General features: G+C 72.7%; 21 protein-coding genes. 15 read left to right on the top strand and 6 right to left on the bottom strand.

Annotated elements, in window-relative coordinates; translation table 11 throughout:
* The first annotated feature begins 57 nt into the window (after positions 1-57).
* On the top strand, positions 58-1,791 hold the full coding sequence (locus tag IE200_RS15530) for a DEAD/DEAH box helicase (protein WP_191280386.1): 1,734 nt from the start codon (positions 58-60) through the stop codon (positions 1,789-1,791).
* A 6-nt stretch (positions 1,792-1,797) separates the two neighbouring features.
* Here IE200_RS15530 and IE200_RS15525 read toward each other — a convergent pair whose 3' ends face one another.
* Positions 1,798-2,526, bottom strand: coding sequence for a DinB family protein (locus tag IE200_RS15525; protein WP_191280385.1), 729 nt, complete (start codon positions 2,524-2,526; stop codon positions 1,798-1,800).
* 123 nt (positions 2,527-2,649) lie between these two features.
* Between IE200_RS15525 and IE200_RS15520 the strand changes: the two genes are divergently transcribed.
* Positions 2,650-2,925, top strand: a complete 276-nt coding sequence (locus IE200_RS15520) for an iron-sulfur cluster assembly accessory protein (RefSeq protein ID WP_191280384.1) — start codon at positions 2,650-2,652, stop codon at positions 2,923-2,925.
* A gap of 56 nt (positions 2,926-2,981) precedes the next feature.
* Here the strand turns inward: IE200_RS15520 and IE200_RS15515 are convergent, their stop codons facing one another.
* From IE200_RS15515 to IE200_RS15500, 4 genes are read right to left on the bottom strand one after another with little or no spacing between them, the layout of a single operon-like run.
* On the bottom strand, positions 2,982-3,881 hold the full coding sequence (locus IE200_RS15515; protein WP_191280383.1) for an NAD-dependent epimerase/dehydratase family protein: 900 nt from the start codon (positions 3,879-3,881) through the stop codon (positions 2,982-2,984).
* Between the two features lie 10 nt (positions 3,882-3,891).
* A complete protein-coding gene (locus IE200_RS15510) occupies positions 3,892-4,581 on the bottom strand; it encodes a calcium-binding protein (protein WP_191280382.1) in 690 nt (229 codons plus the stop codon).
* Between the two features lie 4 nt (positions 4,582-4,585).
* Positions 4,586-5,923 carry an RNA polymerase sigma factor gene (locus tag IE200_RS15505; RefSeq protein ID WP_191280381.1) on the bottom strand — a complete coding sequence of 446 codons (1,338 nt, stop codon included), beginning with the start codon at positions 5,921-5,923 and terminating at the stop codon, positions 4,586-4,588.
* A 25-nt stretch (positions 5,924-5,948) separates the two neighbouring features.
* Complete coding sequence (locus tag IE200_RS15500; protein ID WP_229856624.1) at positions 5,949-6,308, bottom strand: YciI family protein; 360 nt, start codon at positions 6,306-6,308, stop codon at positions 5,949-5,951.
* Between the two features lie 164 nt (positions 6,309-6,472).
* Between IE200_RS15500 and IE200_RS15495 the strand changes: the two genes are divergently transcribed.
* Complete coding sequence (locus IE200_RS15495; RefSeq protein ID WP_229856622.1) at positions 6,473-7,624, top strand: PQQ-dependent sugar dehydrogenase; 1,152 nt, start codon at positions 6,473-6,475, stop codon at positions 7,622-7,624.
* 4 nt (positions 7,625-7,628) lie between these two features.
* Here IE200_RS15495 and IE200_RS15490 read toward each other — a convergent pair whose 3' ends face one another.
* Positions 7,629-8,291 (bottom strand): YqjF family protein, encoded by a 663-nt coding sequence (locus tag IE200_RS15490; protein WP_268245552.1) that lies wholly within the window; start codon positions 8,289-8,291, stop codon positions 7,629-7,631.
* A gap of 235 nt (positions 8,292-8,526) precedes the next feature.
* Here IE200_RS15490 and IE200_RS15485 point away from each other — a divergent pair, with 235 nt between their 5' ends.
* From IE200_RS15485 to IE200_RS15430, 12 genes are all read left to right on the top strand, one after another.
* Positions 8,527-8,982, top strand: a complete 456-nt coding sequence (locus tag IE200_RS15485) for a WXG100 family type VII secretion target (protein ID WP_191280378.1) — start codon at positions 8,527-8,529, stop codon at positions 8,980-8,982.
* On the top strand, positions 8,979-9,953 hold the full coding sequence (locus IE200_RS15480; protein WP_191280377.1) for a hypothetical protein: 975 nt from the start codon (positions 8,979-8,981) through the stop codon (positions 9,951-9,953). The genes IE200_RS15485 and IE200_RS15480 overlap by 4 nt, the downstream gene beginning before the upstream one ends.
* A complete protein-coding gene (locus tag IE200_RS15475; RefSeq protein WP_191280376.1) occupies positions 9,950-11,389 on the top strand; it encodes a PGAP1-like alpha/beta domain-containing protein in 1,440 nt (479 codons plus the stop codon). Before IE200_RS15480 ends, IE200_RS15475 begins: the two co-directional genes overlap by 4 nt.
* A 73-nt stretch (positions 11,390-11,462) precedes the next feature.
* A complete protein-coding gene (locus IE200_RS15470) occupies positions 11,463-12,389 on the top strand; it encodes an ABC transporter ATP-binding protein (protein ID WP_456237869.1) in 927 nt (308 codons plus the stop codon).
* A gap of 74 nt (positions 12,390-12,463) precedes the next feature.
* Complete coding sequence (locus IE200_RS15465; protein ID WP_191280412.1) at positions 12,464-13,228, top strand: ABC transporter permease; 765 nt, start codon at positions 12,464-12,466, stop codon at positions 13,226-13,228.
* 1 nt (position 13,229) lies between these two features.
* A complete protein-coding gene (locus IE200_RS15460) occupies positions 13,230-14,030 on the top strand; it encodes an ABC transporter permease (RefSeq protein ID WP_191280375.1) in 801 nt (266 codons plus the stop codon).
* Between the two features lie 264 nt (positions 14,031-14,294).
* Positions 14,295-14,912: a class I SAM-dependent methyltransferase gene (locus IE200_RS15455; RefSeq protein WP_229856618.1), complete on the top strand. Its 618-nt coding sequence runs from the start codon at positions 14,295-14,297 to the stop codon at positions 14,910-14,912.
* A complete protein-coding gene (locus tag IE200_RS15450) occupies positions 14,909-15,103 on the top strand; it encodes a DUF3046 domain-containing protein (RefSeq protein ID WP_191280374.1) in 195 nt (64 codons plus the stop codon). The genes IE200_RS15455 and IE200_RS15450 overlap by 4 nt, the downstream gene beginning before the upstream one ends.
* Positions 15,100-16,368 (top strand): MFS transporter, encoded by a 1,269-nt coding sequence (locus IE200_RS15445; protein ID WP_191280373.1) that lies wholly within the window; start codon positions 15,100-15,102, stop codon positions 16,366-16,368. The genes IE200_RS15450 and IE200_RS15445 overlap by 4 nt, the downstream gene beginning before the upstream one ends.
* Positions 16,369-16,572: 204 nt before the next feature.
* Positions 16,573-17,625, top strand: a complete 1,053-nt coding sequence (gene recA, locus IE200_RS15440; RefSeq protein ID WP_191280372.1) for a recombinase RecA — start codon at positions 16,573-16,575, stop codon at positions 17,623-17,625.
* Entirely contained in the window at positions 17,615-18,346 is a 732-nt protein-coding gene (locus IE200_RS15435; protein ID WP_191280371.1) for a regulatory protein RecX, read from the top strand. The genes recA and IE200_RS15435 overlap by 11 nt, the downstream gene beginning before the upstream one ends.
* Before the next feature lie 45 nt (positions 18,347-18,391).
* Complete coding sequence (locus tag IE200_RS15430; protein ID WP_191280370.1) at positions 18,392-18,883, top strand: phosphoribosyltransferase; 492 nt, start codon at positions 18,392-18,394, stop codon at positions 18,881-18,883.
* Positions 18,884-18,891: the final 8 nt, after the last annotated feature.

Raw genomic sequence — 18,891 nt, 5'->3', positions numbered from 1 at the left:
GCCACCCTACGGGCGAGCCGGGCCAGCCCGCGGGCCGGACCTCGATAGCGTCCGGGGGTGGCCAGCCCCCGACGATCCGGCGTACGTCGACGCAGCGCGTCCGCGCGCCGACGCAGCGCGGGCAAGGAGCAGCGGCCGCTGCCGCTCGCAGGGCCGGGGGAGCGGCTGTGGGTGCTCGACGTCCCGTACGGCACGCAGGTCGACGGAGCCACGTGGCACCCTGCCGTCAGGACCCACCTGTACGTCGGGTCGGCGCTGCCCGCACACCTCGAGCCCTGGTCCCCGGGCCCGTACACGCTGGGCCGGTTCGTGGAGAACAACCTGAACCCGCACGATCCGACGCCGGACCCCGAGCCGACGGACGAGCTCGAGCCCCGGAACATCCAGTTCGAGGCCGCCGACGCGATCGCCGCTCGGGCGGCGGCCGGCGGGCGGCAGTTCCTGCTCGCCGACGAGCCGGGGGTGGGCAAGACGATCTCCGCGGTCCTCGGCGCGACGGCGGTGGGGGACCTGCGCGGCGCGCGCCGGGTGCTCGTGGTGGCGGACCGGCCCGCCGCGATCACCATCGGCCACTGGTGCCGCACGATCGCCGCGCTCGGGCACGGCGGCCTGGAGTGGGTCGTCATCACCTGGGACCGGCTGGAGAAGGTCGCCGACCACGCGTGGGACGTGATCATCGCGGACGAGGCCCACGCCCTGCGGCGCACGACGACGAAGCGGTGGAAGCTGTGGGCGCGGATCTCGGGGCACGGGAAGTCGCACGACGCGGCGCCGTTCGTCATCGCGACCACGGCCACGCCCGGGCACACGCCGCTCGAGCTGCCCTACCTCGCCCCGGCCTACGCGCAGGTGCTGGGCGAGCCGATGAAGGAGTGGGCCTCGGCCACCCGTCCCGGGGACGCGTTCGCCACGGCGCTCGAGCGTCACGGCGTCGCGGTCGAGCGTGGACGCTACGGCGCGACGTGGACCAGCGACCCTGCGCGCCGTGCAGCGGACCTCAAGCTCGTGCGCGGCTGGCTCGACGAGGAGAGGCCTCCCGCGATGCTGCACCGCGCCGCGCCGTGGGGGCCGGTGCCGATCTCCGGCATGCCGGTCGCGCTGACACCGGCGGAGCGGACGGCGTACGAGGCCGAGTGGGGCGAGTTCTGCCGCGAGATGGACATCGCCCGACGCGGTCGCAACGTCGCCAAGGGCCGGGCCGCCCTCCTGCGCTTCCGGCAGAAGGCCGGGCTCATCCGCGTCGACTCGACGGTCGCCTGGATCGCCCAGCAGGTCGAGGCGGAGCGACAGGTGGCGTGCTCCGTGGAGTTCGTCGCGACTGCCGCGGACCCGATCGCCGACCGGCTGCGCGACTCGGGCATCGACGTCGCCACGATCTATGGCCGCGACCGATTCGACCCGGAGGCCGAGCGGCTCCGCTTCCAGACCGGGCAGGCCAAGGTGTGCGTCTTCACCACCGTCGCCTCGATCAGCCTGCACGCCGGCGAGACCCTCGCCGACGGCCGCCTCGGGAGCACCGAGCCGCGAGTGGGCGTCTTCCACCAGGCTCGCTTCTCCGGCATCGCCGGCCGGCAGGTGACCGGCCGCACCCACCGCGACCACCAGGTCTCCCCGTGGCACATCGCCTATGCCGAGGGCACCGTCGAGGAGCAGGTCGGCAAGGTGATGGTCGAGCGGATCGCCGCGGCCTCCGACACCGTCGGCGGTGACACGACCGGCCTCGCCGACCTCGCGCGGCTATTCGGAGCCGACTGGCTTCCGGTCACGAGCCTGACCGAGGACGGCCCCTGAGCGGGTTCATCCCAGCAGCGCGAGGTCCCGCCGGACGTAGCGGAGGTGGGCCCACTCCTCCTCCAGGATCACCCGCACGCAGTCGCCGACCGTGGGCGTCCAGTCGGAGCCCCACGGGTCCGTGCGCTCCTCCTCGAGCTGCTCGGACGTCACGGTCGCGAGGAAGTCGGTGACCATCTGCTGGCGCTCGGCGCGTACGGCGAGCACCTCGTCGTACGCCGGCTGGTCGGTACGGAAGGCCGAGGTGTCGACGCCCATCTCGGCGGCGCCGGTGAACAGCTGTCCGATCTCGTGGAACGGCTGCTCGACTCCGAGGATCGCGCCGCGGAGCCAGGTGTCGGTCGCCAGGACGAGGTGTCGCAGGGTCTGCGCGAGCGACCACTCGTCCTCGACGTGCGCGTCGACCATCCCGGGCGGGGTGTCGGCGACGGTCGTGGCCCACGCCGCCCGGACGGCGGTCCAGCCGTCGCGCAGTCCCTCCGGCGTCCGCGACTGCTGCAGCTCGCGGCCGGGGAACCGGCGGTTGAGCTCGGCGTCGACGAGCGGCACCACGTCGACCCCGTTGACGTACAGGCTGCCCATGAACAGGTCGTGGCTGTCGATGTCGAGCCCGTCGACGTCGACGCTGCGCATGGTGACGCCGCTGACGTCGGAGAAGCGCAGGGTCGCACCCCTGAAGCTGGCCCTGACGAAGGTCGCGCCGGCGAAGTCGCCTGTCTCGTGGGAGGTCGTCATGCCCCTCATCATCACGGCCGGCAGGGACATCGCGACAGGGCACGGCCCGTCCTCGGTTTGCACGCTCCGGGCGTCCGCGCCATGGTGGAGGAGACACATTCGCCAAACGGAGAGGAGAGCCGCATGCTCGCTCTCACCGAGAACGTGACCGAGATCGTCAAGAAGCTCGCCGAGGAGGTGCCGGAGATCTCCGCGCTCCGCATCGCGACCGAGGCGGACGGGGAGTCCCTCTCCGTCAGCCCGGCCGACCACGCCGAGACCGACGACCAGGTGATCCAGCAGGACGGCGCGACGGTCTTCGTCGACGGCCGGGCCTCGGAGCTCCTGGCCGACAAGGTGCTGGACGGAGGCGTGGACGAGGAGGGCAACATCCAGTTCGCGCTCGGCCAGCAGGCCTGATCGACGCCCTCTCGAGGGCGCACGAGCCCCGGACCCGTCAGGGTCCGGGGCTCTGCTCATCCCCGGCGCGGGTCGTCGAGCACGTCGCGCCACGAGTGCCGCGGCTCGAAGCCGACCAGCTCGCGTGCCTTGTCGATGGCGTAGAACGTGTCGTCGCGCCCCATCTCGCGACGCACCTCGACCCCGTCGTAGAAGCGCTCGATCACCTCGGACGTGGTCGCGGCCACCGACATGTCGGCGTTGGCGACGTTGAAGACCTCGTAGCCCAGGCCGTCGGTCTCCAGGCAGCGCTGCACCATCAGGCCGAGGTCGCGCACGTCGATGTAGGCGAAGATGTTGCGCCGTCGTAGGCCGGCGTCCTCGAGGAAGTCGGGGAACATCTCGGCGTACTCGTGCGGCTCGATGACGTTGTTGATCCGCAGCCCGTAGACGTCGGCGCCGGTCCGCGCCTGGAACGAGCGAGCGGTCACCTCGTTGGCGACCTTGGACATCGCGTACGAGTCCTCGGGGACGGTCGGGTGCTGCTCGTCGACCGGGACGTAGAGCGGCTTGCGCTCGCCCTGCGCGAAGCAGACTCCGTACGTCGTCTCGGACGAGGCGAAGACGACCTTGCGGACGCCGAGCCGGGTCGCGGCCTCGAGGACGTTGTAGGTGCTGAGAACGTTGGTGGCGTAGGTCGCGGCGTCTGCCTGCTTGAGGATGGCCGGCACCGCGGCGAAGTGCACGACGGCGTCGTACGACGGCTTCGCGGGCAGGTCGAGCTCGTCGAAGGTCGCGAGGCCGGCGAGCGCGGAGTAGACCTCGCCGGCGTCGGTGAGGTCGACGCGGAGGTCGTGGACGTCGGGGTGGTCGAGGGGCACGAGGTCGGCGTTGGTGACCTGGTGACCCTGCTCGGCGAGGTACGGGGCGACGTGCCGTCCGGCCTTGCCGCTGCCGCCTGTGAAGAAGATGCGCATGGGCCCCTTCCTACTCCGGTGGCGCAAGGTCGGCCGCCTCCGACACGACCTCGCAGCCCACCAGCACGTCCAGCGGGTCGACGCCCCCGGTGCCGTCGAGGGCGTAGTAGGTCACCCGGTCGTGGCCGTCCCCGCAGTCGAGGAGGTCGGGCAGCCCGTCGTCGACCGTCTTCACCTCGTCGTCGCCGGCGCCGGCGACGACCAGGTCACGTCCGCCGGTGACCCCGAAGAAGTCGTCGCCCGACGAGCCGCGCAGCACGTCGTCCCCGGGCTCGTCGGTGAGCTCGCTGATCACTCCGTCGGTCAGGGAGTCGTGGCCGGGTCCGCCGCTGAGCCTGTCGTCGCCGGCGCCGCCCGAGAGCACGTCGCGACCGACGCCCCCGACGAGCCGGTCGCCGGCGCCGTCCCCGAAGAGCAGGTCCCGGCCGCCCCCACCTGCCAGCAGGTCGCGGTCGGCTCCTCCGGCCGCCACGTCGCCGTCGGGTCCGCCTCGGAGCACGTCCGCCCCGGCGCCGCCGTACAGCCGGTCGTCACCACCCAGCCCGCGGACGACGTCGCCGCCGCCCCGGGCCCGGACCACGTCCGCTGCCGCCGTACCGACCAGGGTGTCGTCACGCGGGGTGCCGCTGATGACGGCCGCGCCCGCCGCCGGCGCGGCCACCGTCAGTGCGAGGACCATCGCGGTCACGGTGCGTCGCACGGGGTCACCCTTCGTCGGAGTCGGTCCCACGATCGTCCCCGGGCTCGGCCGCCGGTAGGGGCGGAGGTCCCGACTGCGCCGCTCGCCGCAGCAGCACCGTCCGCTCGCCCTCGTTGCGCGTGCGCCGGGCGGCCTCCGCGAAGGCCGCGGACGCCTCGGCACGGCGTCCGGACCGCTCGAGGAGGTCGCCGCGGACACTGGGCAGCAGCGGTGAGCCGGCCAGCGCACTCGGGTCGACGGCGTCCAGGACTGCGAGGCCGGCGTCGGCGCCGTGGGCCCGGCCGTGCGCGACCGCGCGGTTGACCTCGACGACGGGGCCCGGGGCGGCCCGCGCCAGCACGTCGTACAGCGCAGCGATGCGGGCCCAGTCGGTGTCCTCGGCCCGCGCGGCGCGAGCGTGCTCGGCGGCGATGGAGGCCTGGAGGAAGTACTTCCCGACCGGGGTGCCGGTCGCCGCCAGACGGGACGCGGCGCGCAGGGCGGTGAGCCCACGCCGGACCATCAGCGGGTCCCACTGCGTACGGTCCTGCGCCTCGAGCAGGACGGGCGTGCCGTCGGGGGAGAGGCGCGCAGCCGTGCGCGAGCCCTGCAGCTCCAGCAACGCCTGCAGGCCGAGCACCTCCGGCTCGCAGGGGACCAGGTCGGTGAGCATCCGGGCCAGGCGCGTCGCCTCGGCGGCGAGGTCGGGACGCATCCAGTCCGCACCGGCGGTGGCGGTGTAGCCCTCGTTGAAGATCAGGTAGATCACCGCCATCACGTCGTCGAGGCGCGCGGTCCGCTCCTCGCCGGTCGGCAGCTCGAGCTCCGCGCGCGCGGACGCCAGCGTCTTCTTCGCCCGCGAGATCCGCTGGCCCATGGTCGTCTCGGTGGTGAGGAACCCGCGGGCGACCTCGGCGGTGGTGAGCCCGCCGACCAGGCGCAACGTGAGGGCGGCGCGTGACTCGGGTGTGAGGACCGGGTGGCAGGTGAGGAACACCAGGCGCAGGACGTCGTCCTCGATGTGGTCGACCTGGTCGACGAGGTCGGGCACCTGTGCCTCCTCCCCGCCGCCGCGCGCGCGGCCGTGCTCGAGCTCGGCGACCTTGCGACGCAGCGCGTCCGCACGGCGGTAGTGGTCGACGCCGCGGCGCTTGGCCGTGGTCATCAGCCAGGCGGACGGGTTGTCCGGGACGCCGGTGGCCGGCCACTGCTCGAGGGCGGCGACGAGCGCGTCCTGGGCGAGGTCCTCGGCGAGGTCGACGTCGCGGGTCATCCGGACGAGCGCGCCGACGAGGCGGGCCGACTCGGCCCGCCACGCGGCGGTGACGGCTGCTGAGGTGTCGTCGGTCGGGTCTGCCGGCACGCGGCCAGCGTAGTGACGTGCCGCCTCAGGCGCCGGAGGGCTCGGCGTCGTCCCCAGGGCCCTCGGAGATCTGCCGCAGGGTCGCCACGACGGTGACCTCCGGCCAGTGCTCCGCGTGGAGCTCGGCGAACTTCTGCTGGTCGGCGACCGCCTCCTCGAGTGTGGGGTAGTCCAGCAGCGACCAGCCGCCGACGACCTCCTTGGCCTCGGCGTACGGCCCGTCGACGCGGCTCACCTCGCCCTGGCGGACGACGAAGTTCACCGCGTCCTCGGTGCCGTGGAGGCCGCCACCGTCGAGGAAGACCCCGTTGGCGGCGCGCTCGCCGATGTAGGAGTCCATCGCGTCGAACAGCGACTGCGGCGGCATCCCGATGTTCTCTTCCATCCTGACGAATCCCATGAAACGCGGCATCGTGATCGTTCCTCCTGTGGGGCGGTTGGGTGTGTTCTCGCCCGTACGTCGAACGGGTGCGGCATGTTTCGACATCGGTGCCAGGAGTTTTTCCGACGCAGCCGCCGGGTTGCCACCCGCCACGCATGATGGAGGCCATGAAGCCGCTCGCACCCGCGCTCGCCGGACTGGTCGCAGTGCTCGGCGCCGCCTGTTCCTCGGACACCGCGGCGAACGGCTCGCTCGGGCCTGCGACGTCGGAGGGCGACGAGGGCTGGCCGTTCGTGGTCGAGGAGGTCGACCGGCTCGACGAGCCGTGGGCGTTGGCCTTCCTGCCGGGCTCGGGCGACCTGCTGATCACCGAGCGCAGCGGGACGCTCCACCTGCGCGATGCGGACAGCGGCGAGCGGGTCGAGGTGAGCGGGGTGCCGGAGGTGGTCGACGCCGGCCAGGGCGGCCTCGGTGACATCGTGCCGGCCCCGACATACGCGGAGGACGGGGTGGTCTACCTGAGCTGGGTCGAGTCGGGTGCCGGCGGCACCGGTGCCGTCGTCGGACGGGCCGTGCTCGAGACCGATGACCGGCCGCGCCTGGTCGGCCTCGAGGCGATCTGGCGGCAGACGCCGAAGGTCGAGGGCGACGGCCACTTCAGCCACCGCATCGCCTTCTCGCCCGACGGGCAGCACCTCTTCGTCTCCTCGGGCGACCGGCAGCTGGAGGACCCCGCGCAGGACACGACCAACACGCTCGGCTCGATCGTGCGACTCACGCTCGACGGCGACCCCGCACCCGGCAACCCGCTGGCCGACGAGGGAGGCGCCAGCGCGGAGATCTGGAGCTGGGGGCACCGCAACCCGCTCGGCCTGGAGTTCGCCGCCGACGGGACGCTGTGGTCCTCGGAGATGGGCCCCGAGGGCGGCGACGAGCTCAACGTCATCGAATCGGGTTCCAACTACGGCTGGCCCGAGGTCTCGGACGGCAGCGCCTACGGCGGCGGGGAGATCCCCGACCACGCCGAGGGCGACGGGTACGCCCCACCCGTCCGGTCGTGGACCCCCAGCATCTCTCCCGGCAGCCTCATGCTCTACGGCGGCGACCTCTTCCCGGACTGGCGGGGCGACGCGTTCCTCGGCGCGCTGTCGGGTGAGGCGCTCGTGCGGGTCGACCTCGACGGCCGCACCGCGACCGACGTCGAGGTCTTCGACACCGGCGAGCGCATCCGCGCGGTCGAGGAGGGGCCGGACGGCGCGATCTGGCTGCTCGAGGACGAGGGTGCCGGGCGGCTGCTGAGGCTGACCCCGGCGGGCTGAGGCCTCACGCCCTCCGGGGTCGCCGTGCGTCGGTGGGCAGGCCGAACTCGGTGCGCACGCCCGGGCTGAAGGCGACGTGGTCGGGCGCTCGGGAGGCCAGCGCGGGCAGGCCCACCGACGCCATCAACCCGTCGTCGAGCGCCAGCACCTCCGCGTCGTGGACGGGCCACGGCTCGTGCCGGTTGGGGACGTGGAGCGTGCGTCCCCACGCACGGCTGTGCAGCCCCCACCGCGCGCTGAGGAAGTGGTCGAGCTCGGTGGGCTCGCGCTGCGCACCCGCCCGTACGACGACGTGGCTCGACGTCTTGGCGACCCCTCGGGGCCGTGGCCACCGCAACCGTGCGTCGTAGGTGTGGACGTCACCGTCGCGGCGGTAGCGCATCCGCGCCCAGCGGTAGGGCACGCCGAAGGCCGCCCGCGCCCCGAGCACCACTGCCGCGCGATCGGTGTCGAGGCTGAGGAAGACGATGCCGCGGCGTCCCGTCCCGTCGACGGAGTAGAGGCGCACGTTGGTCTCGAGGAAGGTGCCGAGCCACGGCACCGCCGGTCCGCGACCCAGGCCCGCGTCGACCATCCGGAAGGGGATGAGCCCGACGTACGTCCGCCCGTGGAGGGTGTCGGGGCGCACGCCCGGGGGCATCAGGTGCGCCACGACGTCCGGCTCCACGGCTCAGTGGAGGAACGTGAGGTCGCGCCAGAGCTGGGTCATCACGATCGTCGGCGACATGGCCGGCGCGAGCGGCGACACCGGCTCGACGGAGGCTTCGTCCACCCCTCCACGGTAGGCAGCCCGCCAAGGCGGGCGGTCTGTCCACAGCCTGGTGCCGCCCGGTTTGATGCCGCCCGGGCCCGGGCACCTGACCGCCAGCGCACCACCGCGCCGATGGGGGCAGGAGACGCAGATGTACGGAGACACCGCGGTCATCCGCCGGCTCGCCGGGCAGATGGACGAGCAGGCCACCGAGATCCGGAGGGACGCCGACCGGCTCGTCGAGGCCTCGCGCCAGGTGCGCTGGGAGGGCAGGGCGGCGACGGCCATGCGGGAGCGGATGACGGAGCGGGCCGTCGCGCTGCGCCGCACGGCCGACGAGCACGACGGTGCTGCCCGGGCACTGCGCCGCCACGCCGACGAGGTCGACCGCCTCCAGGACCTGATCCGCGAGATCGCGCACCGCGTCCGCGGTCTCGTCGAGGGGGCGACGTCCCGGCTGGCTGACGTCGCGTCCCGCGCCCTCGACCTTGCGTCGTCGATCAGGCCCGACCCCGTCGACGAGGTGCTCGCGTCGTTCCGACCTCCGCCCGAGGGCCACAAGGACTGGCTCCGGGTGCCCGACCGGATCCCGGACGCGTCCCGGTGAACGCCATCCTGCTCGGCGCGACGGGTGACGAGGTCGAGCCGCGCACCGTGGTCCCGCGGCGCGTACGCCTCCCGCGTGCCGGGATCGACCGCCTCGCCGCCCTGGCAGGCGTGTCGTCCCCTGCCGGCCAGATGCAGTCCTCCGCGCGGACGCTCGAGGGGCTGGGGGAGCGCCTCGGCGGGTGCGACCGCGCTGACGAGCGCCCGGTCTCGCCGGTCTCGCCGGTCGCGGCGACGACCGACGGGGACGCGGAGCTCGACGCTCGTCTCGCGTCCGTCGGGCTCGTGGACGCCGGTGTGCCCACCGCACAGGGGCGCGCCGTGCTCACCGTGTGGCACGCAGCTGCGCTCGCGGTCGAGCTCGAGCTCCTCGTGTCGCTCGACAGCGGCGAAGCCCGCGTGCGGAGCTGGCACCGCACCCTCGACGACTGGGTGGTCTGCCTGTCCACGAGCGACGGCAGGGACTTCGAGCTCGGCTGGCTGTCCGTCGAGGACTGGTGGCTCGAGCTCGGACGCGCCGTCCACGTCGACATCTGCTCGCTGTGCCCCGCTTCCGACGCCGCTCCGGTCCCGGACGTCCTCGAGACCCCGTGGGAGCTGCTGCTCGCCTCGGGGGAGGCCGTGCAGCGCCGTCGCCACGACCTGCTCCACCAGCTCGTCTCCGACCACTCCGGCAGCACCGTCGCGGGCGCGGACCGCGACTCGCTCGGCGCGGCCGACGACAGCGACGTACGCCGCTGGCTCGAGCAGCTCGAGCGCACGTCCCGCGGGCGCCTGCACGCCGCGGTGATGGGCCGCGGCCGGCACGGACGCCCGGGGGCCGGCATCGTCGAGTGGGTCCTCCTCCCCGACGGGTGGCGCTCCCTGACGCCCGTCACCCGGGACGGGTGCACGAGGGTGCGGATCGAGCGGACGGGAGCGGTCGACCTGCCCCGGGCGCTGTCCGTGCTGGCCGCGGAGGTGACGGCGTGAGCGGCTCGGCCCTGCCGCCGATCGAGGCGGTCGCGGGCGGGTCGCACGGCATGGCCGCGGGCTACGACCAGATGCTCGCCCTCGCCGATCGCTACGAGCGCCACGCCGGCCTCCTCGCCGACATGGCCGGGCTCGGTGCGCGCGTGATGGCCGACGGCGACCTCCTCGAGTCGTCCCTGCTCTCCCCGACGAGCTTCGCCGACGCCGAGCTCCAGGTCCTCGACGCCACGACGGGCGCAGACGGGCTGACCGTGCGCATCCTCGGCATCGAGGCCGATGCCCTCGGCGTACGCGCGGTGGTGGCGGCGTTCCGGGCGGGCGACGCGCTGTCGCGGCACACGGCCGAGATGGTCGACCACAGCCTCGGACGTCTCGCGGGCTGCGCCCTGCCCGTCGCGCTCCCTGCGCTGCTGGTGGCGGGCGGGGTGACCTACGCCCACTGGTCCACCCTGTCGCAGCAGGAGCAGGACGAGCTCGGCGAGCGGATCGCCGACGACCTCGGCCAGCTGGTGCACGACCATCCCGGGCTGGCCCAGCACGTCATCAACTCCGGAGGAGGGCTCGTGGAGTCCCTCGTCCCGGGAGCGGGACTGCTCGCTCCCGGCGACGGCCCCATCGGTCAGGCCACCACCAACGACGCGGCGCGGCTCATGGCGCTGCTGCTCGGCGACGACACCGACTCCTCGGTGGTCCGGCGCGGGGACCTCGACGACCACGGCGCCGGCCCGACGGCGCCCGCCGGCCTCGAGGACCTCGTCCACCAGCTCGCAGCCACCCAGCGGCTCCCGCTCACCGGCGAGGTCGACCACGGCGCCATCCAGGTCCAGCAGGTCGGGCGGGCACCCGACGAGCGCTACATCGTCTACCTCCCCGGCACCGAGGACATGCGCCCGGTGCCCGCCGCGGGCGACCGGGCCCGTGACATGGAGACCAACTACCAGCTCATCGGACGCACGGACAGCTCCTACGGCCACGGCATCCAGGAGGCGATGACCGAGGCCGGGCTGGCCGGCAAGGAGGTGATGCTCGTCGGGCACTCCCAGGGCGGGATGGTGGCCACCTCGCTGGCCGCCGACCCCGACTTCGCCCGGCACTTCGACGTGCGGCACGTCGTGACCGCGGGCTCGCCGACCGCCCAGGTCCCGTACGTACCGGACGGCACCGGCGCCCTGCATCTCGAGAACCGTGGTGACGCGGTTCCCCTCCTCGACGGGGAGGACAACCCCGACCAGCCCCTCCGCACGACGGTCCGCTTCGACGCCGGCGACCACGACGTCGTGGACAACCACGGTCTCGACCGCTACGCCCTCGGCGCTGCCGCCGTGGACGCGTCCAGCAACGGCTCGATCCGCGACCAGCTCGACCGGATGCGTGACGACGGCTTCCTCGGCGCCGGCTCGTCAGGGCCGGTGCAGACCTGGGTGATCACCCGGTGACACCCCCGTACACCGGCGCGACTGTCGCCGTTCGGTGCGGTGAGGTCGTACCTCTGATCTAGGCTCGTTCCCCGTGACAGGAGCCATGATCTCGGCGCGGGGGCTGCGCAAGTCGTTCGGTGACTTCGAGGCCGTGAAGGGCATCGACGTCGAGGTGCGCCGCGGGGAGGCGTTCGGCTTCCTCGGGCCCAACGGAGCGGGCAAGTCGAGCACGATGCGGATGATCGCCTCGGTCAGCCCGGTGAGCGGCGGTGAGCTGCGCATCCTCGGCATGGACCCGGCGACCGACGGCCCCGCCATCCGCGGTCGCCTCGGGGTGTGCCCGCAGGAGGACACCCTCGACAAGGAGCTCAGCGTGTTCGACAACCTCTACATCTACGGCCGCTACTTCGGCATCGACCGTGCGACGTGTCGCGAGCGGGCTCGCGAGCTCCTCGAGTTCGCCCAGATCACCGACAAGGCCAAGGCCAAGGTCGAGTCCCTCTCCGGTGGCATGAAGCGCCGCCTCACCATCGCGCGCAGCCTGATCAACAACCCCGACCTGCTGCTGCTCGACGAGCCGACGACCGGACTCGACCCCCAGGCGCGCCACGTGCTCTGGGACCAGCTCTTCCGGCTCAAGCAGGCCGGGGTGACCCTCGTGATCACCACCCACTACATGGACGAGGCCGAGCAGCTGTGCGACCGGCTCGTCGTCATGGACAAGGGGCTGATCGCCGCCGAGGGCTCGCCGCGCGAGCTCATCGACGCCCACTCGACCCGCGAGGTCGCCGAGTTGCGCTTCGGCGTCGGCGAGCACGAGGCGATCGCCGGCAAGGTCGAGGACCTCGGCGAGCGGGTCGAGGTGCTGCCCGACCGGCTCCTGGTCTACAGCGACCACGGGGAGGACGTCGTGACGGCCGTGCTCGACCGCGGCCTGCAGCCCCTCGCCACCCTCGTACGCCGCTCCACCCTCGAGGACGTCTTCCTGCGCCTCACCGGCCGGAGACTGGCCGACTGATGGCGACCGGGACGACACCACCGCGCACCACAAGCGGATCCGCACCGAGGGGTGCGCTGTCGGCCCGGGAGGGCATGGCGCGCCAGTACGACTACTGGCTCACCGTCCTCAAGCGCACGTGGCGTGGGGGAGTGGTCGGCAGCTTCCTCACCCCGCTGCTCTACGTCGTCGCGATGGGTGTGCTGCTGGGCGGCTTCATCGAGGGCGACCCCGACCGACTCGAGGGCGCGACGTCCTACCTCGCCTTCGTGGTGCCGGGCCTCGTCGCCTCGCACGCCATGACGATCGCCGTCAGCGAGTCGACCTACCCCGTCATGGGCGCCATCAAGTGGCACAAGACCTTCTACGCCCAGCTGGCCACGCCGCTGGCCGTCCGCGACCTGGTCAACGCGTTCCTCGGGTTCGTCATGTTCCGCGTCGCCTCCGCCTGCGCGGTCTTCATGCTGGTCATCGCGCCGTTCGGCGTGTTCGCCACCTGGTGGGGGCCGATCCTGGCCTGGCTGTCGCAGGTGCTCGTGGGCTTCGCCTTCGCCACGCTCGTCTTCGCCTACAGCGCCCGCCTCACCTCCGAGGAGGGCTTCGGGCTGCTGTTCCGCCTCGGGGTGATCCCGCTGACGCTGTTCTCCGGCGCCTTCTTCCCGATCGCCAACCTCGGACCGGTGCTCGAGTGGGTCGCGCGGCTCACCCCTCTGTGGCACGGCGTGTCGCTGTCGCGGATGTTCTGCGTCGGGCAGGTGGACTGGTCGCTGGTCCTGCTGCACGTGGTCGTGCTCGTCAGCCTCACCGTCGTGGGCTGGTTCCTCGCGGTGCGCAACCTCGACCGACGGCTGGAGGTCTGAGGTGGCGCTGCTGCACGAGATTCCCGCCCCCCTGTCCCCGGCCGCCGCGACCCGGGTCCTGGTGCTGCGCAACTACGTCGTCTACAAGAGCGCGTGGAAGCTGTTCGTCACCGGCTTCCTCGAGCCGGTGTTCTACCTCTTCTCGATCGGCATCGGCGTCGGCCAGCTCATCGACACCTTCGAGTTCCACGGCGAGGCCATCCCCTACGCCGAGTTCGTCGCCCCGGCCATGCTCGCCACCTCGGCGTTCAACGGCGCCCTGCTCGACTCCACCTACAACGTCTTCTTCAAGCTCAAGTACGAGAAGCTCTACGACCAGATGCTCGCCACGCCGCTCTCGACCGGCGACATCGCCCGCGGTGAGATCGCCTGGGGCCTGATGCGCGGCTCGGTCTACTCCGCGGCGTTCCTCGTGGTCATGGCGGTCATGGGCCTGACCCACTCCTGGTGGGCCGTGCTCGCGCTGCCCGCGGCCGTGTTGATCGCCTTCGCCTTCTCCGCGGTCTGCATGGCGGTGACGACCTGGATGACGTCCTGGCAGGACTTCGACAAGATCACCCTCGTCCAGATGCCGCTGTTCCTGTTCTCCGCGACGTTCTTCCCTGTCGAGGCCTTCGGTGACGGGGTGCTGCGCTGGGTCGTCGAGGCCACCCCGCTCTACCGCGGCGTCGTCCTGTGCCGCGAGCTGACCACCGGGGTCGTCACCTGGGAGTCGGCGGTCTCGGTGGTCTACCTCGTCGTGATGGGCATCGTCGGGCTGCTCGTCGTACGCCGGCGCCTCGACAGGCTGCTGCTGACCTGAGGGGTGCAGGGGGCTCCTGGCCCCCCCGGAGCTCGCCTCGTCCTCGCGTCGGGACCACCGGTCAGCCGGTGACTGCCCGGGTTCTCGCCCGTTGCAACGGGCAAGAACCGCACGAAAGGGACTGGAAGCCCGGGCGCGGGTGTCCCGGACGCGGAGTGCCGCGGTCGGTGGGGCTGGTTTGATGTCGGGCATGAGCGCTGTGCCGGAGGCGGTCGTCCCGCACACCGTGGACCGTACGTGGGTGCTGGCGCAGGGGGATCGGTCGTGAACGAGACGGTGCGTGCCTACGACCGCGACGCTGCGGCGTACGTGGCGCACGGCCCGGCTATGACGGACGCGGTCCGCGCGCGGGTCGAGGACTTCGCGCAACGCCTCGGGGCGGGTGCCCGCGTGCTGGAGATCGGGTCCGGCGGAGGCCGGGACGCACTCCTGATGGAGAGGCTGGGCCTCCGGGTGCGACGCACCGACATCACGCCCGGGTTCGTGGCGCTCCTCCGGGCACAGGGCCACGAGGCCGACCTCCTCGACCCGCTCGTCGACGACCTCGCCGCGGCAGGGGACCCGTACGACGCGGTGTGGGCCAACGCCTCGCTGTTGCACGTGGCGCGGGTGGACCTGCGCGTGGTGCTCACCAGGCTCGCCGCGGTGACGAGGGTCGGTGGGCTGCTGGGCGCCGCGCTCAAGGAGGGGGACGGCGACGGATGGTCCACCCATGGGGCGATCAGCGGCCCGCGCCACTTCACCTACTGGCGCGCCGACCACCTGCGCGCCGTCGTCGCCGCGGCCGGCTGGACCGGGATCGAGATCCACGCGGGCGTCGCCGGTAGGCGGGGGGAGGCGTGGCTCGAGGTGTCGGCGGTCCGTGATGGGGTGTCACCATGAGGCACACCGAGTTCTGGGCGCGGCTCGACGACACCCTGGGCCGTGACTACTCGCGGACGTGGGCCGAGCTGACCGTCGTGCGCGAGCTCGACGGCCGGACGACGCAGGAAGCGCTCGACGCGGGTGTCCCGCCCAAGCAGGTGTGGGCGGCCGTGCGGCGCCACCTCGAGCTCCCGGACAGCGAGCGGTGACGACCCCGCTCGGCGCCCGCACCGAGCCCGGGCCCGACCTCGCCGACGTCCAGCGCCGCACCGTACGCACCGTCGTCGTCTCCCAGGCCGTGGGCGCGGTCGGCGTCACCATCGGCGTCGCCACCGCCTCCCTGCTGGCCCGCGACATCTCCGGCAGCGAGACCATGGCGGGCCTCGCGCAGACCTTCCAGGTGCTGGGCACGGCCCTGGCGGCGTACGTCCTCGCGCGCGTCATGCGTCGTCGTGGCCGCCGCGTCGGGATCGTCGCCGGCTACCTCACCGGGGCGACCGGCGCCGCCCTCGCCGTGCTCGCGGGAGTCGTGGACTCGATGGCGGTGCTGCTGCTCGGCGCCGTCATGCTCGGTGCGACCACGGCGGTCAACAACGGTTCGCGCTACGCCGCGACCGACCTCGCGACCGAGGAGCACCGCGCTCGCGCGTTGTCCGTCGTGGTCTGGGCGACGACCATCGGTGCCGTCGCGGGCCCCAACCTCACCGGCGTCGGGGCCGCCGTGGCCAGGTGGATGGGCGTGCCCGAGCTCACCGGCGGCTTCGCGATCGGCGCGGCGGTGCTCGTCGTGGCGGCCGGCTGGGTCTGGCTGCGGCTGCGCCCGGACCCGCTGCTCCTCGCCCAGCAGGCCGCCGGTGCGGTGCCGGCCCCCGGGCGGGAGGCCCCGGGGCGCTCCTGGACCCGGTTCGTCACGGTGGTGCGCGAGGTCCCCGCCGTCGGTGCAGCGGTCGTCGCGATGGCCTGCGCCCACGCTGCGATGGTGACGGTGATGATCATGACGCCGCTGCACATGGAGCACGGGGGTGCGCACCTCGAGGTCATCGGCTTCGTGATCTCGATCCACGTGCTCGGCATGTTCGCCTTCTCCCCGGTCGTCGGGTGGGCGACCGACCGCTTCGGCCGCTCGGCCGTGCTGGTGGCCGGGGGAGCGGTGCTGCTGGTGTCGCTGGCGTTGTGCGGCCTCTCGCCCGCAGGCTCGTCCTGGCAGATCCTCGCCGGGCTGTTCCTGCTCGGCCTCGGGTGGTCCTGCGCGACCGTGGCGGCGTCGACCGTGATCGCCGACCGCACGCCGATCGCGGCGCGCACCGACGTGCAGGGCACCTCGGACATGGCGATGGCCCTCACCGCCGCCGGGGGTGGCGCGCTCGCCGGCGTCATCGTCGGCGCGCTGGGCTACTCCGCCCTCGCGATGTTCGCCGCCCTGCTGGCCGGCGCGGTGGTCGCCGCGGGCTGGGTGACGCGGCGTCACGCCTGAGCCCGCGAGGGCGACGGCGGAAACTCGGCGACACGCCGTGCCGCACACTGCGTCGAACACCTGTTCGGGCTACTGTGCGTCCACAGGTACGACGAAGTGCGAGGTTGTCCACAGCGTCAGACCGTCCTGATCAGGGACTGTCGGTGGCTCGCCCTACCGTCGCAGAAGTACCTCACACACACGACGAGAGAACGGGACACAGCAATGGCTGGTGCAGACCGCGAGAAGGCCCTCGACGCCGCGCTCGCACAGGTGGAGAAGCAGTTCGGCAAGGGCTCGGTCATGCGACTGGGCGACGAGACGCGTGCCCCGCTCGAGGTGATCCCCACCGGGTCGATCGCCCTCGACGTGGCCCTCGGTCTCGGCGGCCTGCCCCGTGGGCGCGTCGTCGAGATCTACGGACCGGAGTCCTCCGGAAAGACGACGGTCGCCCTCCACGCGGTGGCCAGCGCCCAGGCGGCCGGCGGGATCGTCGCCTTCATCGACGCCGAGCACGCGCTCGACCCCGACTACGCCAAGGCCCTCGGCGTCGACACCGACGCGCTGCTGGTCTCCCAGCCCGACTCCGGTGAGCAGGCGCTCGAGATCGCAGACATGCTGATCCGCTCCGGCGCGCTGTCGCTGATCGTCATCGACTCCGTGGCCGCCCTGGTGCCCCGCGCCGAGATCGAGGGCGAGATGGGCGACAGCCACGTCGGTCTCCAGGCCCGACTCATGAGCCAGGCGCTGCGCAAGATGACCGGTGCCCTCAACAACTCCGGCACGACCGCGATCTTCATCAACCAGCTCCGCGAGAAGATCGGCGTCATGTTCGGCTCGCCGGAGACCACCACCGGTGGTCGCGCGCTGAAGTTCTACTCCTCGGTGCGCCTCGACGTGCGTCGCATCGAGACGCTCAAGGACGGCACTGACATGGTCGGCAACCGCACCCGCGTCAAGGTCGTCAAGAACAAGGTGGCCCCGCCGTTCAAGCAGGCCGAGTTCGACATCATGTACGGCAAGGGGATCAGCCGCGAGGGCGGCCTGATCGACGTGGGCGTCGAGGCGGGCCTGATCCGCAAGGCCGGCGCCTGGTACACCTACGAGGGCGACCAGCTCGGCCAGGGCAAGGAGAACTCGCGCAACTTCCTGCGCGACAACCCCGACCTCGCCAACGAGATCGAGAAGCTCATCCTGGAGAAGCTGGGCGTCACTCCTGCCGTCGACAAGCCGTCCGACGACCTGAGCGACGAGCCCATCGGAGTCAATGACTTCTGAGCACCGTCCGCCGCCGTCGTGGGTCGGGGACGTCAGCCTCGGCGTCCAGGCGTGGGTGGGGGAGACCCCGCCCCCGCCTGCCGAGGAGGCTCCCACCCGCGCCGGACGCACGGGCGGACGTACGGGCGGACGCCAGGCCGACCGCAAGCGCACCCGGACGTGGGAGGAGCGGGAGGCCGCCAGGGTCGCCCGCGAGGAGGCGGCCGCCGCGGAGGTCGAGGCCGACCCGGAGGCGGTGGCGCGCAGGATCCTCCTCGACGCGCTGACCGGGCAGGCGCGCTCGCGCCAGGAGCTCGCCGACAAGCTCGCCAAGCGGGGGGTGCCGACCGAGCTGGCTGCGTCCCTGCTCGACCGGTTCTCCGAGGTCGGCCTGATCGACGACGCCGCCTACGCCCGCCAGTGGGTCGAGAGTCGTCACCGCAGCCGCGGCCTGGCTCCACGCGCCCTGGCGCAGGAGCTGCGCCGCAAGGGCGTCGGTGATCAGGAGGCCAAGGAGGCGCTCGAGCAGATCGAAGAGGGCGACCAGCGCGAGGCCGCCCGTGCGCTCGTCGACAAGAAGCTGCGCTCGATGCGCGGCCTCGACCGACAGGTGGCCACCCGGCGTCTCGCCGGCCTGCTCGCCCGCAAGGGCTACGCGGCGGGCCTGGCGTTCTCGGTGGTGCGCGAGGCGCTGGGGGAGGCCGAGGACGATGGCGAGGTCGGCGAGCACCCCGACTTCTGAGGGCGGCACTTCCGCACGGTGTCCGGACTCTGGTGGGATGGCCCGGTGATCAACGAGCGCGAGGTCCTCACCTACGAGCTGTTCGGCACCGCGACCCGGGAGCTGGCGCAGCAGGTCGCCGACTCCGGGTTTCGCCCCGACATGATCCTGACCATCGCCCGCGGCGGACTCGCACTCGGGATGGGTCTGGGCTACGCCCTTGCGGTGAAGAACATCTCGGTGGTCAACGTCGAGTTCTACACCGGCGTCGACCAACGGCTCGAGGTCCCGATCATGCTGCCGCCCACGCCCGCGGTCGTCGACCTGTCGGGCCTGAAGGTCCTCATCGCCGACGACGTCGCCGACACCGGTCGCACCCTCGAGCTCGTCCACGAGTTCTGCGAGGGCCACGTCGCGGAGGCCCGCACCGTCGTGATCTACGAGAAGCCGCAGTCGGTGATCAAGGCCGACTACGTGTGGCGGCGCACCGAGCGGTGGATCGACTTCCCGTGGTCGGTGCTGCCACCCGTCGTCGACCCCGACGCACTCGCGCACTGACCTCCCGG

The sequence above is a fragment of the Nocardioides flavus (ex Wang et al. 2016) genome, from assembly GCF_014653115.1.
Taxonomy (GTDB): domain Bacteria; phylum Actinomycetota; class Actinomycetes; order Propionibacteriales; family Nocardioidaceae; genus Nocardioides; species Nocardioides flavus.
Note: the sequence above shows the minus strand (reverse complement) of the source record. Positions and strands in the feature narration are given on the sequence as shown.